This window comes from Streptomyces hazeniae, assembly GCF_031845485.1.
GTDB classification, from domain to species: Bacteria; Actinomycetota; Actinomycetes; order Streptomycetales; family Streptomycetaceae; genus Streptomyces; species Streptomyces hazeniae.
Map to the genome: position 1 here is coordinate 74,865 of NZ_JAVREQ010000017.1, position 13,185 is coordinate 88,049.

The following is a 13,185-nucleotide window of genomic DNA, read 5'->3' on the forward strand; positions in this document are numbered from 1 at the left end:
GAATCGTTCGTGAGCGGGCTCACCCCCGTACGTTCCGCGTCTGAACAAAACCGATAGGATCGTCCTCATGCGCCGTTCCAAGATCGTCTGTACCCTGGGCCCCGCCGTCGACTCCTACGAGCAGCTGAAGACGCTGCTCGACGCCGGCATGAACGTGGCCCGCTTCAACATGAGCCACGGCAGCCAGCCGGAGCACGAGGAGCGCTACCACCGGCTGCGGAAGGCCGCGGACGAGGCGGGACGGGCGGTCGGCGTGCTGGCCGACCTCCAGGGGCCGAAGATCCGCCTGGAGACCTTCGCCGAGGGGCCGGTGGAGCTGGTCCGCGGCGAGGAGTTCACCATCACCACGGAGGACGTGGCCGGTGACCGGTCGCAGTGCGGCACCACGTACAAGGGCCTGCCGGGCGACGTGGCCAAGGGCGACCCGGTGCTGATCAACGACGGCAACGTGGCGCTCCAGGTCGTCGAGGTCGACGGGCCGCGGGTGCGCTGCATCGTCATCGAGGGCGGCGTCATCTCCGACCACAAGGGCATCAACCTGCCGGGCGCGGCGGTGAACGTGCCGGCGCTGTCGGACAAGGACGTCGACGACCTGAAGTTCGCGCTGCGGATGGGCTGCGACATGGTCGCGCTGTCGTTCGTGCGGAACGCCGCCGACGTGCGCGACGTGCACCGGGTGATGGACGAGGTCGGCCGCCGGGTGCCGGTCATCGCCAAGGTCGAGAAGCCGCAGGCCGTGGAGAACATGGAGGAGGTCGTCCTCGCGTTCGACGGCGTGATGGTGGCGCGCGGCGACCTCGCGGTGGAGTACCCGCTGGAGCGGGTGCCGATGGTCCAGAAGCGACTGATCGAACTGTGCCGGCGGAACGCCAAGCCGGTGATCGTGGCGACCCAGATGATGGAGTCGATGATCACCAACTCGCGCCCCACGCGCGCCGAGGCGTCGGACGTGGCGAACGCGATCCTGGACGGCGCGGACGCGGTGATGCTCTCCGCGGAGTCCTCGGTCGGCCAGTACCCGATCGAGACCGTCAAGACCATGTCGAAGATCGTCGAGGCGGCGGAGCAGGAGCTGCTCAGCCGCGGCCTCCAGCCGCTGGTGAAGGGCAAGAAGCCGCGCACGCAGGGCGGTTCGGTCGCCCGCGCGGCATGCGAGATCGCGGACTTCCTGCACGCCAAGACGCTGATCGCGTTCACCAAGTCGGGCGACACGGCCCGGCGACTGAGCCGCTACCGCGCCGCGCAGCCGATCCTCGCCTTCACCACCGAGGTCGCCACCCGCAACCAGCTGACGCTGAGCTGGGGCGTGGACTCCTTCGTCGTCCCGCACGTCAACACCACCGACGAGATGGTGGAACTGGTCGACGCGGAGCTGCTGAAGCTCCAGCGGTACGACGCCGGCGACAAGATGATCATCACGGCCGGTTCGCCGCCCGGCGTTCCGGGCACCACCAACATGGTCCGGGTGCACCACCTCGGCGGCGCGGAGCAGACCGCCGTCTGACCGGTCCCCGGGACGGCAGACACCCGGGCAACGGCCGCGACGGCCGGCGTCAGCCGCCGGAGATGGTGGAGTGGAGCCCGGGGACGGTCAGCGTGCCGCCGAACTGCCCGGCCTGCTGGACCGTCACGTCGGTGAAGAAGACGTCCGGCAGGTTGAGCGGCGGCGGGTGCTCGGGGTCGAAGGTGATCGGGATCAGACCGAACAGCTTGCCCTCCAGACGCTCGGTGTAGAGCGTCACCTGTCCCTCGCGGATCGTGGAGGTGGAGCCCGGCGCGGCCTTCACGTGGTACTGGAGGCCGTCCTGACCCTGCACGATCTGGTGCAGGTCGCCGATGTCGACGCTGTCGGCGGTGAACTTGAGGACCTGCTTGGTGCTGCCGTCCGCGGTGCGGACGTTGAACACGCCCTCGTAGTCCTGGCCGCGGATGGTCAGCGACGAGGCCTTCAGCGTCCACGGCTGGTTGGGCAGCATGGCGGGCGTCTGCTCCGCCTCGCCGGCGACCTTCTCCTCCTCGACGCAGGGGAAGACCTTCTTGCCGTCCTCACCCACCGGCAGTTCGGTCTCGTCCGTCGCCCCGTCGTCGCCGGTCTCGTCCGAGGACGCATCGTCGCCGGACGAGCCGGACAGGCCGTCGGTGACGTCGCCCAGGCCCTCCTCGACCTTGCCGACGGTGTCCTCGACGCCCTCGCCGACCTCGCCGACGGCGTCGCCGACCGGGTCGGAGGACTCCTTCTTCTCCGGCTTCTGCGACGCGTCCGGGGTCTCGGAGGGCGTGGGCTCCGGCTCGGCCTTCTCCTCGCGGTCGCCACCGCCCAGCAGGTCGCCGAGGGCGTCGCCGACGCCTCCCAGCAGGCCGCCGGAGCCGTCCTCCTCCGACGGGCTCGGCTCGGGCTCCGAGGAGCCGCCGGAGCCGCCCGAACCGGACGAGCCGCCGGTCGCGTCGTCACCGGAGCCGGAGCCGGAGCCGGAATCCGAGCCGGAATCCGACGCGTCGTCCTGCTCCGCGTCCTCCTTCTCCTGCTCGGCCTTCTCGGCGGCCTTCCGCTCGGCCTCGGCGCGCTTGCGCTCCTCCTCGGCCTTCGCGGCGGCCTCCGCCTCCTTCTCCGCCTCCTCCTCGGCGCGGTCCTGCTGCGAGACGCAGGGACCGTCGCTGAAGGGGTTCTTGGGCAGCGGCTTGGCGTAGGCCATTTGCGGCGTCACGCCCATGCTCATCAGGACGGCGGACGGCATGGCCACCATGGCCACCGCCTTGCTCGCCGGCACGTTCAGCCGGGTCAGGAAGGGCTTCCTGGGCGCCGCGTGCCGTGGGCCGGTTCTTTCCCGGCGAGCGCCCGGAACGGAATTCTCCGCTCCAGTCGCCTCCTCGTGCAGCTCGTCACCCGGCACGGTGCCTCCCGTTCGCGTTGTTCGCGTCCGCGCCCGCCGTCGGGGACGAGGGCGTTCCAGTGACTGACAGGTCGTCGAGGGCGCTGCCGGAGCCCTGGGCGGGGACGTGCGCCGTGTCGCCGGCGTCGTCCGCCTTCGGCTCGACGGGGTCGGGTCGCGACGGCCGTACGGATTCGCCGGGCGCCCAGGACAGGCAGAGGGCACCGCCGACCAGCCCCAGGAGGAAACCGATCAGGAAGGCGCCGAAGTTGGAGACGACCAGAGAGACCAGAGCCAGCAGGATCGCCGCCACTCCGGCGAACACCCGGGAGTGCGGCTGGAACCACATGGTGATCCCGAGGACCACCAGCAGGATGCCGATGATCAGCGAGCCGGCACCCGCCGTGGTGGACATGCGGATGGTGAGCGATCCCAGGGTCAGGTTCTGGTAGGGGATGTACATGATGGGGATGCCGGCCAGCAGCGTCAGCATCCCGCCCCAGAACGGGCGCTGTCCGCGCCACACCCGGAAATTCCGGCGCATCCGGGCGAACCGGTCCGCCTCTCGCGCATGCGTCTCGGCGCTCATAGGTACAGCTCCTCGGGGACTGGCACAGGTATTGCGGGGTGGAGCATCCGTACGGGCGCGGAAAGCGCACCCGCGCCCGTACGGTCAGTGCCTCAGTAGCACTCGTGCTTGCCCGTCTTGACGGACATCTTGAGACCACTGAGCTTGAAGGTTCCGGCCGTCGTCGCCCAGGCACGCTGCTTGACGTCGGTCAGCACGGCGCTCTCGGCCTGCTGGGCGAAGGAGCCCGGCAGGTACTTGTCGCCCTTGTTCGGACCGGGGCCCTTCGTGGTGTCGTCCACCGAGACGCCGATGTCGATGTTCTTGAACGTGGCGTTGGCGGACAGGACGTCGGCGTCGACGTACAGCTTCTTCGCGACGACCGGGTCCTTGTCGCCGGCACCCAGCACCATCGACACGTCGCCGAACCCGGGGACCGGGACGACGACGGACTGGCACAGGCCCTTGATGTCGGCGCTGTTCATGCCGACGACGGTGACCGGCTTGACACCCTTCGCGGTGCTGTCCACCGCACCGTACTGGGTGAAGCCCTCGGCCTCGATGCGCTCGGCCGTCAGCTTGAACTGCTGGCCGGAAACGCTGAACGAGGCCGCGAGCGCACCCTGGGAGAGGGCGACACCTATCGCTGCCGTTGCGGCAACGCTCGGGACCATGACGACGGCGAACCGCTTCCATCTGGTCCCGCCACGAGCCAGGGACTCCATGACTTTCCTCCTTCTCGGACGTACATCTCCGATGCGGGCCTGCGGTCCCGCACGGGATGGGAGAAGTGCTACGTCCTCGGGAAGGAGAGCGCCGTCACCTGGGGACGCGAGCATGTCACTCCCGAGCTGCCGGCGATCACCCCCGAGCGACAACCACTGGCCACGCTCTCGCGCAACCCGCACTCGGACAGGCCCTGCCGTTGTGGCAGAGACCCCCCTGTCCGCGACCGGCGATCGTGCTCACCGGTCCACTCGGTGGGGACCCGTCAACACCGATACCCGGATGGTGCCGGGACTACGGGAGAACGGACCGAGCGTGGCCGATCGTGGTGCATCTGCGGCCGACACACAAGGGGTTCGTTACTTGCGAGTAACGATCGGGCACCCGAAGCGGGGCGGCCCAGCCTAGAGCGGCGACAGCCCGTGTCGGACACCGGATCCGCAACGCGGGGATTAGTCGGACATGGCATCCCGAAACCGGCGGGACGGCTTACTGCGAGTAACGGCGGCCGCAATTGCCAAGTTTTGGCAAAGTGCGGCCGCCGTGTCGCTAAATCAACGCCTACCGGATCTTGCTCTTCGGCCTGTTCAGAACAGTACGCGCGCCAGGGCACTACGGGCGGTGACCACACGCGGGTCGTCCGCGCCGATCACCTCGAACAGCTCCAGCAGGCGCAGTCGCGCGGCCTCCCGGTCCTCGCCGGCGGTCCGCTGCACCGTCTCAACCAGGCGCCCGAAGGCGTCCTCGACGTGACCGCCGACCAGGTCCAGGTCCGCGGCGCGGAGCTGAGCGGCGACGTCCGCCGGATTCCCGGCCGCCTCCTTGCGCACCTGCTGGGCGTCCAGCCCCTGCACGCGGCCCAGGAGTTCGGCCTGCGCCAGGCCGAGCTTCGCCTCGGTGCTGGCCGGGTCGTCGGCGAGCACGTTGCGGTAGGCCTGGACGGCGCCGGCCAGGTCGCCGGCGTCCAGCGCGTCGTGCGCGGCGGCCAGTGCCGGGTCCTCCGGCACCTGCGGCTCCTCGGGCGCGGGGGTCTGCTCACCCTCGGGAGCGCCCTGGAGGCCGGTGATGCCGAAGCGCTGCTCGGCGACCTGCACGAGCTGGTCCAGCGTCTCCCGGACCTGCTGCTCGGGGGCGGCTCCCTGGAAGAGCGGCAGCGCCTGCCCGGCGACCACCGCGAAGACCGCGGGAATGCCCTGGACGCCGAACTGCTGGAAGAGCATCTGGTTCTGGTCGACGTCGATCTTGGCGAGCAGCAGCCGGCCGGCGTACTCCTCGACGACGCGCTCCAGCAGTGGACCGAGCTGCTTGCACGGCCCGCACCACTCGGCCCAGAAGTCGATGACGACCGGGACCTCGGCGGACCGCTGGAGGACCTCGTTCTCGAACCCCGCCTCGTCGACGTCGATGACGAGACCGGCGGGCGCGGGCGCGCCGCCGCCTTCGGCGGCCTGGGCGCGGGCGTGTTCGGCCTTCTGCCGGGCTTCCCCGGCCGCCTTGACCGCGGCGAGGTCGACCGCTCCGCTGATGGACATGTTGCGTGGCTGCATGGGACCAGTCTCCCCCCTCCGCGCGCGGTTCGTCGCCCGGTCCCCGCAGTCCGGCGAGGACGGTCGTTTCGATACGAGTCGTAGCGTAACACGGAGCCCCGGAACGGTGTCCCGCTACGCTGCCCGGCATGGCACGACCCCGCAGCACCGCCGCCGACGGCGCGATCCTCGACGCCACCCGGGCCGCGCTGGTCGAACTCGGCTGGTCGAAGCTGACGATGGGCGACGTCGCGGCCCGCGCCGGCGTCGCCAAGACGACGCTCTACCGGCGCTGGCCGGGCAAGAACGAGCTGGTCGTGGACGCGGTCGCGGTGCTCTTCGACACGCTCGAACTCCCCGACCGGGGAAGCCTGGAGGCCGATGTCGAGGGCGTCGTCCTGTCCTTCGCACGGCTGCTGGAGCGGCCGGAGACGCAGACCGCGCTGATGGCGGTGGTCGCCGAGTCCACCCGCGACCCGGCGCTGCGCGCCCGCATCCGCACCGCGGTCGTGGACCGGCAGAAGCGCCTGGTGCTGGAGGGCCGGGAACGCGCGCAGCGGCGCGGCGAGATCCCGCCGGACCAGGACGAGGAGTCCGCCGCCCGCCACGTCGACCTGGTCTTCGACGTGATCGCGGGCGCGGTGGTGCACCGGGCGCTGGTCAGCGCGGAGAAGGTGGACGCCGACTGGGCGTCCACCTTCTCGCGGCTGCTGATCGGCGGTCTCGGCGCGGTGGGCTGAGCGTTCGGCCGACCCGGCGGCCCGGACGACCGTTGCGCGGCTCAGAAGACCGGCGGCTCGGTGTACTCGCCCCACTCCTCGCGCAGCGCGTTGCAGATCTCCCCGAGGGTGGCCTCGGCGCGGATCGCCTCCAGCATCGGCCCGATCATGTTCGCGTCCGAGCGGGCGGCCTTCATCATGTCCTCCAGCGCGCGGGTGACCGCGGCGTCGTCCCGGCGGGACTTGCGCTCGCCCAGCTCGCGCACCTGCTCGCGCTCCACCTCGTGGCTGACCCGCAGGATCTCCAGGTCGCCGGTGACCGAGCCGGTGTGGCAGTTGACGCCGACGACCTTCTTGTCGTCCTTCTCCAGGGACTGCTGGTACTGGAAGGCGGCCTCGGCGATCTCGCCGGTGAACCAGCCGTCCTCGATACCGCGCAGGATGCCCGAGGTGATCGGGCCGATGGGGTGGTTCTCGTCCGGGTGGGCGCGGCGGCCGCGCTCCTTGATCTGGTCGAAGATCTTCTCCGCGTCCGCCTCGATGCGGTCGGTGAGCTGCTCGATGTACCAGGCGCCGCCCAGCGGGTCCGCGACGTTGGTGACGCCGGTCTCCTCCATCAGCACCTGCTGGGTGCGCAGCGCGATCTCGGCCGCCTGCTCGCTGGGCAGGGCCAGGGTCTCGTCCAGCGCGTTGGTGTGCAGCGAGTTGGTGCCGCCCAGCACGGCGGCGAGCGCCTCGACGGCCGTACGGACCACGTTGTTGTACGGCTGCTGCGCGGTGAGCGAGACGCCGGCGGTCTGCGTGTGGAAGCGCAGCCACTGCGCCTTCTCGGACGTGGCGCCGTAGACGTCGCGCATCCAGCGGGCCCAGATGCGCCGGGCCGCGCGGAACTTGGCGATCTCCTCGAAGAAGTCGAGGTGCGCGTCGAAGAAGAAGGACAGGCCGGGCGCGAACCTGTTCACGTCCAGCCCGCGGGAGAGACCGAGTTCGACGTAGCCGAACCCGTCGGCGAGGGTGTACGCCAGCTCCTGCGCGGCCGTGGAGCCGGCCTCGCGGATGTGGTAGCCGGAGACGGAGAGCGGCTTGTACGCGGGGATGTCGTGCGCGCAGTGCTCCATCAGGTCGCCGATCAGGCGGAGGTGCGGCTCGGGCTGGAAGAGCCACTCCTTCTGCGCGATGTACTCCTTGAAGATGTCCGTCTGCAGCGTGCCGTTGAGCACCGCCGGGTCGACGCCCTGCCGCTCGGCGGCCACCAGGTACATGCAGAAGACCGGGACGGCCGGGCCGGAGATCGTCATGGACGTCGTCACGTCGCCCAGCGGGATGTCGGAGAAGAGGATCTCCATGTCGGCCGCCGAGTCGATGGCGACGCCGCAGTGGCCGACCTCGCCCAGCGACTTCGGGTCGTCCGAGTCACGGCCCATCAGCGTCGGCATGTCGAAGGCGACCGAGAGGCCGCCGCCGCCGGCCTCCAGGATCATCTTGTAGCGCTCGTTGGTCTGCTGCGCGTTGCCGAAGCCGGCGAACTGCCGGATCGTCCAGGTACGGCCGCGGTAACCGGTCGCGTGCAGGCCGCGGGTGTAGGGGAACTCGCCGGGCCAGCCGATGCGCTCGAAGCCCTCGTAGGAGTCGCCCGGGCGCGGCCCGTAGACGGGGTCGACCGGGTCGCCGGACAGTGTGGTGAAGTCCGCGTCGCGCTTGCGTGCCGCGTCGTACCGGGCCTGCCAGCGCAGGCGCCCTTCCTCGATGGCCTCAGCATCCATGCGGTGTCGTCTGCCTCTCTGTGCCCCTCGCACCGGGCGGCGGAGGCGGCGAAAATACTAGGACGTCCTAGTAAGTGTCCGCCCCGAAGGCACCGCAATGCAAGGCGGACCCTTCAGACGCAGGTCGCACGGGGTGTCGGCCGGTACACGGAGGCGCCGGAAGAGGGCGGGCAGGCCCTCAGACCTTCGCCGTCGCCGCGGAGGAGTCCTCGAGCAGCGGCTCGACGTCGCGGACGACGTTGCGCTCCACGAAGAACGCCGCCAGCGGGATCGTTCCGGAGACCAGCACCCACAGCAGCTTGCCGAACGGCCAGCGCGCCTTCTGCCCCAGGTCGAAGGCGAAGATCACGTAGATGATGAACAGGACGCCGTGCAGCTGCGAGATCGCGAAGGTGACGTTCTCACCCATGTCGAAGCCGTACTTGAAGACCATCGCGGTGCACAGGGCGAGCAGCATGACGGCCGTGACGTAGGCCATCACGCGGTAGCGGGTCAACACGCTTTTCTTCATGCGGCGAGGGTATCGGCCCGCCCTCCGCTCCCCGGGTCCGCCCCCGCGGCCCTCGTGCTCGTCCGGCGGACCTTCGAAGGCCGGGCCTAAGCCGGGTCGTCGAAGTCGTCCGCGGCGACCCGCAGCGGCCTCAGCAGCGAGAAGATCGCGTCGCACTGCGCGTCGTCGTAGCTCGACAGCCCGAAGTCCATCGCCATCAGGTCGCGCGTCGCCGCGTCGCAGACCTCCCGCCCCTTGTCGGTGATCGACGCGAGCGTCCCGCGGCCGTCCTCCGGATTCGGCCCCTTGGTCACCAGGCCCGCGCGCTGGAGCCGGTCCACGGTGTTGGTCACCGACGTGGGGTGCACCATCAGCCGTTCGCCGATCTTCGACATCGGCAGCCGGCCGGCCCGCGAGAAGGTGAGCAGCACCAGCGCCTCGTACCGGGCGAACGTCAGACCGTACGGCTTGACCACGGCGTCCACCTGCGACAGCAGGATCTGGTGGGCGCGCATGATCGAGGTGATCGCGGCCATCGAGGGCGCCGGGCCCCATCGCCGCTTCCAGAGTTCGTCGGCGCGGGCGATCGGATCGAACGGCAGGCTGAGCGGCTTCGGCACGCACCCGACCCTACCGGCCGGTCATATCGTGAGCGCAACCGTCTCACCGTCCGGTCCCCCTGCCGGCCACCGGACGGTTTCGGGCGAGGGCGCAGCGGGCAGCGGCACAAGCGGGGGAGGCGTAGCCGCCGAGGCACTACGTCACCATGCGCCCTGAGGCCGGACCAGCCTGGAGGGGGAACATGCCGCTGCGCATGCATTTCGGCACCGAGGACCTGCTCAACTGCCGTTTCGCGCTCTCGCCTGCCTGGGAGACCCAGCAGGCCGTCCGGCTGCTGGCCCGCCCCGGACAGTGGGGCCACCACCTGCCGTGGCTGCGGCGGAGCGTGCGCGCCGCGGAGACGCTGGGCCTGGAACCGCTGTGGCTGCTCATGCCCCGGCAGGGCTGGACACCCGACTTCCTCTGCCCGCCGCCCGGCGGGCCGGTGCAGTCCTTCGACGAGGAGATCGAACGCCTGCGGGCCACCGATCCGGTCACCGCCAAGGAGGAGATGGCCCGCGCCCTCGCCGACACCCCCGGGGCGGCCGCGTCGCCGCTGGGCCTGGCGATGCTCGGCGACCCCGCGCGCGCCGTGCAGAGAGTGGCCGACGCCACCGTCCGGGCCTGGGAGACCCTCGTGGCCCCGCACTGGCAGCGGCTGCGGGCACTGCTGGAGGCCGACGTCGCCTTCCACACCCGGAGGCTGGCCGACGGCGGCCTGGCCGCGCTCTTCGACGGACTGCACCCGCACGTGACCTGGGCCGACGGCGCGCTGACGATAAGACGCGCGGAGGACGCGGCGCAGACGCTGGGCGGCGAGGGACTGACGCTGATGCCCAGCGTCTTCGTCTGGCCGGACGTGGTCAGCGGCTTCCACGCGCCGTGGCGGCCCGCCGTGGTCTACCCGGCACGCGGCATCGGCTCGTTGTGGTCGGAGGCCGAGGCCGGGCCGGGATCGCCGGAGGCGCTGGAACGGCTGCTGGGCGTGAACCGGGCCGCGGTGCTGGCGGCGCTCACCGAACCGGCGTCGACGACCGCGCTGGCCGCGCGGCTGGGGCTGGCGCCGTCCTCCGTGTCCGTGCACCTGTCGACGCTGCGCGGCGCGGGACTGCTGACCTCGCGCCGGGTACGGCACCAGGTGCTCTACGAACGCACGCCGCTCGGCATCGCCCTGTCCGCGGGCGACGGCGAGCTCGCGTAGCCGCCCGGCCCGGCCCGCACGCCCCGCCCGGTGTACGGCATCGCGCGCCCGCCGTGCTGGCGGCCGGTGAGTGCCCAGGCCAGGAACGGCGCCAGCGCGACCGTCAGGGCCAGCAGCGCCCACACGCCGATCACCGCGTGGGTGTGTCCCAGCCACAGCGAGGCCGCGAGCGAACAGCCCAGCACCGCCGCCCACCCCAGGTGGGTGCGGAACGTCCGCACCCCGTCGTCGCTGGCGGACTCCCCCTTCGGCGTCACCACGAAGCGGCACGGCCGCCGCAGCAGGGCCGCTCCCAGCGCCCGCGCGTACACCGGCGCCGCCAGCGCGGACATCGCCATGCCCGCCAGCCCGCCGGAGCCCTCCGGTTCGTGCGGCGAGACGTTGTGCCGCCGGTTCCACAGATACAGACCGACCTGGAGCGCGGCCGCGTCGCCGTACAGCATCAGCCAGGTCTGCGGCGGCACCGTGACGCCGGAGGTGCCGGCCCACAGGAACAGCGCGCAGCTCAACGCACCCAGCACCCACGTGGCGGCGCTCATCGGGTAGTACGCCAGCATCAGCGAGTAGTGGAGCAGCCGGCCGGCCGGCAGCCGGTGCGGAGGACGGCCGTACTGGTGCAGCACGGTCTCGAAGGTGCCGCGCGACCAGCGCAGCTGCTGGGAGAAGTAGTCCGTCCACGACTCGGGCCCCTCCCCCACCGCGAGCACGTCCGGGGTGTAGACGGAGCGCCACCGGCCGCCGGTGGCGGGGTTGCGGCGGCGGTGGATCTCGAAGCCGGTGGCCATGTCCTCGGTGACGGAGTCGTGCAGCCCGCCCACCTGCCGCAGAGCCGCGATCCGCACCACGTTGTTGGTACCGACGAACATCGGCGCCCCGTACCGGTTGCCCGCCCGCTGGATCAGCGCGTGGAAGAGGAACTGCTGGCTCTCGGCGCACTTGGTGACCAGCCGGTCGTAGTTGCCGTACACCTGCGGCCCGACGACGAAGGCGACGTCGGGATCACGGAAGTAGCCCAGCATCCGTTCCAGATAGGCGGGCAGCGGCACGTGGTCGGTGTCGACGGAGGCGAAGAACTCGTAGGCGTGGCCGTGCGCCTCCAGCCAGGCGTTGTAGTTGCCGTGCTTGGTCCGGGCCCGGAACGGCCCCCGGGGACGGTTCCACTCGGGCACTCCGCGGCGGGTGAAGTGGCGCACGCCCAGTTCCGCGCACAGCGCCCGTGCGGCGGGGTCGTCCCCCTCGTCCAGCAGCCAGACGTCCCGCCGCCCCCGGTGCCGGACGCGCAGCGCGCCCCGCAGGGTGGCCCGGACCATGGATATCGGCTCCTTGCCGGGCACGTACGTGGTGAGGAAGGCGACGGAGACGTTCCGCTCCGGACGCACGGGCACCGGGTCGCGGGCCACCAGCGTGGCGTGCGCGACGGACACCACGCCGAGCAGCCGGAACAGCTCGATCAGGCCGATGGCGCCGAGCATCACCGCGTCGGCGGCGACCAGCCAGCCCGGGGCCGCGTCGCCCCGGCGCGACCAGTGGGCCGGCCATATCAGCCACACCAGCAGCACGGCCGACAGCGCGGGCGCCGCGGCGATCAGCAGCACGACACCGAGCCGGTGCCTCTCGCGGGACAGCAGAGTGCGGTACCGCACCCGGTAGTCCGGGCCCGCGGCCGCGAGCGGCCCGGCGAGGCGGCTGTACCTCTCGTAGTCGTCACGAGACGGCGCCACGGCTCCCTCCCACCTCGCGCACGGGCGGTCCGGGCCCGCACGGATGCCTCCACCCTTCGACGCCGCCCCCACCGTCGCGACCTGGAGACCCCCGTCCGGGTCACCCGTGCGGGGGCGCCCGCCACGCTCCACCGGGGCCGTTCACCCGGAAGCCGCCCGCCGGCGGGAAAGCGGGCGTGGGGACTGCGGCAGGACTCCAAGGCTGAACCGGGAGCACCGCGGCGCTCGGGGACGTGCCGCATCGGTCCCGTTCAGGTCGACAGTGCGCCCGTAGCGGCGAATGCGGGGTGGCGGGGGCGGGTCAGTGGTCGTCGGCGGCGAGGTGGCGCTCGACGGTGTCGACCTTGGCGGTGAGGCCGTCGGTGACGCCCTCACGGATGTCGGCCTTGAGGACGAGGGACACGCGGGGCGCGCGGGCCTCGACCGCGGCGACGGCGCGGCGCACGACGTCCATGCAGGCGTCCCAGTCGCCCTCGATCGAGGTGAACATCGCGTCGGTGCGGTGGGGCAGACCGGACTCCCGGACCACCCGCACCGCGTCGGCCACGTAGGCGCCGACGTCCTCGCCGACGCCCAGGGGCGTCACGGAGAAGGCGACGATCACTGGGCCGTCACGCTCTCGCCCTGCCCGGTGGGCGCGGTGCGGGTCGCGGCGACGGCCTCGTTCTCCTCGCGGCGCAGCCTGCGGTCCGCGAAGAAGCCGCCGGCGGGCAGCACGGACAGCACGAAGTACAGGGCGGCGGTGCCGAAGGACCACTTGGTGCGGTTCCAGGCGTCCAGCAGGAAGAGCACGTACAGGACGAAGAGGAAGCCGTGGATCGCGCCCATCACCGGCACGGCGTTGAACTCCGTTGTGCGCTTGAGCACCGAGCAGACCAGCAGCAGCAGGAAGGAGACGGCCTCGGGCACCGAGACGAGGCGGAGTCGACGCATGGCGGAAACGGTCTTGATGTCCACGGCGGGTTTCCTCGATCTTTGTGAACGGATGCACAAACTTTTGC

At 71.3% G+C, this 13,185-nt stretch carries 13 protein-coding genes; 3 read left to right on the plus strand and 10 right to left on the minus strand.

The window, feature by feature from the left end; translation table 11 throughout:
- Nucleotides 1-67 precede the first annotated feature (67 nt).
- Nucleotides 68-1,504, plus strand: coding sequence for a pyruvate kinase (gene pyk, locus RM572_RS18700; protein ID WP_027765977.1), 1,437 nt, complete (start codon nucleotides 68-70; stop codon nucleotides 1,502-1,504).
- A 49-nt stretch (nucleotides 1,505-1,553) separates the two neighbouring features.
- On the opposite strand, the gene RM572_RS18705 is transcribed toward pyk, so the two are convergent.
- The 4 genes from RM572_RS18705 to RM572_RS18720 all read right to left on the minus strand — a co-directional run bounded on the left by RM572_RS18705 (nucleotide 1,554) and on the right by RM572_RS18720 (nucleotide 5,711).
- Nucleotides 1,554-2,768, minus strand: coding sequence for a hypothetical protein (locus RM572_RS18705; RefSeq protein ID WP_311674503.1), 1,215 nt, complete (start codon nucleotides 2,766-2,768; stop codon nucleotides 1,554-1,556).
- Nucleotides 2,769-2,880: 112 nt separating this feature from the next.
- Nucleotides 2,881-3,459, minus strand: coding sequence for a DUF6114 domain-containing protein (locus RM572_RS18710; RefSeq protein ID WP_311674504.1), 579 nt, complete (start codon nucleotides 3,457-3,459; stop codon nucleotides 2,881-2,883).
- 92 nt (nucleotides 3,460-3,551) lie between these two features.
- Nucleotides 3,552-4,163 (minus strand): DUF6230 family protein, encoded by a 612-nt coding sequence (locus RM572_RS18715; protein ID WP_027765980.1) that lies wholly within the window; start codon nucleotides 4,161-4,163, stop codon nucleotides 3,552-3,554.
- A gap of 588 nt (nucleotides 4,164-4,751) precedes the next feature.
- Nucleotides 4,752-5,711 (minus strand): tetratricopeptide repeat protein, encoded by a 960-nt coding sequence (locus tag RM572_RS18720; protein WP_311674505.1) that lies wholly within the window; start codon nucleotides 5,709-5,711, stop codon nucleotides 4,752-4,754.
- Between the two features lie 128 nt (nucleotides 5,712-5,839).
- Between RM572_RS18720 and RM572_RS18725 the strand changes: the two genes are divergently transcribed.
- The gene (locus RM572_RS18725) at nucleotides 5,840-6,430 is read left to right on the plus strand and encodes a TetR/AcrR family transcriptional regulator (protein WP_311674506.1); all 591 of its coding nucleotides are present in this window, start codon (nucleotides 5,840-5,842) and stop codon (nucleotides 6,428-6,430) included.
- 41 nt (nucleotides 6,431-6,471) lie between these two features.
- On the opposite strand, the gene RM572_RS18730 is transcribed toward RM572_RS18725, so the two are convergent.
- From RM572_RS18730 to RM572_RS18740, 3 genes are all read right to left on the minus strand, one after another.
- A complete protein-coding gene (locus RM572_RS18730) occupies nucleotides 6,472-8,172 on the minus strand; it encodes an acyl-CoA mutase large subunit family protein (protein ID WP_311674507.1) in 1,701 nt (566 codons plus the stop codon).
- Between the two features lie 178 nt (nucleotides 8,173-8,350).
- A complete protein-coding gene (locus RM572_RS18735; protein ID WP_311674508.1) occupies nucleotides 8,351-8,683 on the minus strand; it encodes a DUF3817 domain-containing protein in 333 nt (110 codons plus the stop codon).
- 86 nt (nucleotides 8,684-8,769) lie between these two features.
- The gene (locus RM572_RS18740) at nucleotides 8,770-9,282 is read right to left on the minus strand and encodes a MarR family winged helix-turn-helix transcriptional regulator (protein ID WP_027765985.1); all 513 of its coding nucleotides are present in this window, start codon (nucleotides 9,280-9,282) and stop codon (nucleotides 8,770-8,772) included.
- Between the two features lie 182 nt (nucleotides 9,283-9,464).
- Between RM572_RS18740 and RM572_RS18745 the strand changes: the two genes are divergently transcribed.
- Nucleotides 9,465-10,463 (plus strand): ArsR/SmtB family transcription factor, encoded by a 999-nt coding sequence (locus tag RM572_RS18745; RefSeq protein ID WP_311674509.1) that lies wholly within the window; start codon nucleotides 9,465-9,467, stop codon nucleotides 10,461-10,463.
- Here the strand turns inward: RM572_RS18745 and RM572_RS18750 are convergent.
- The 3 genes from RM572_RS18750 to RM572_RS18760 all read right to left on the minus strand — a co-directional run bounded on the left by RM572_RS18750 (nucleotide 10,406) and on the right by RM572_RS18760 (nucleotide 13,141).
- On the minus strand, nucleotides 10,406-12,184 hold the full coding sequence (locus tag RM572_RS18750) for a glycosyltransferase family 2 protein (protein WP_311674510.1): 1,779 nt from the start codon (nucleotides 12,182-12,184) through the stop codon (nucleotides 10,406-10,408). The two genes, RM572_RS18745 and RM572_RS18750, sit on opposite strands and share 58 nt — an antisense overlap.
- Nucleotides 12,185-12,485: 301 nt before the next feature.
- Entirely contained in the window at nucleotides 12,486-12,788 is a 303-nt protein-coding gene (locus RM572_RS18755; protein ID WP_311674511.1) for an MTH1187 family thiamine-binding protein, read from the minus strand.
- Complete coding sequence (locus tag RM572_RS18760) at nucleotides 12,785-13,141, minus strand: DUF3817 domain-containing protein (RefSeq protein ID WP_136182350.1); 357 nt, start codon at nucleotides 13,139-13,141, stop codon at nucleotides 12,785-12,787. Before RM572_RS18760 ends, RM572_RS18755 begins: the two co-directional genes overlap by 4 nt.
- Nucleotides 13,142-13,185: the final 44 nt, after the last annotated feature.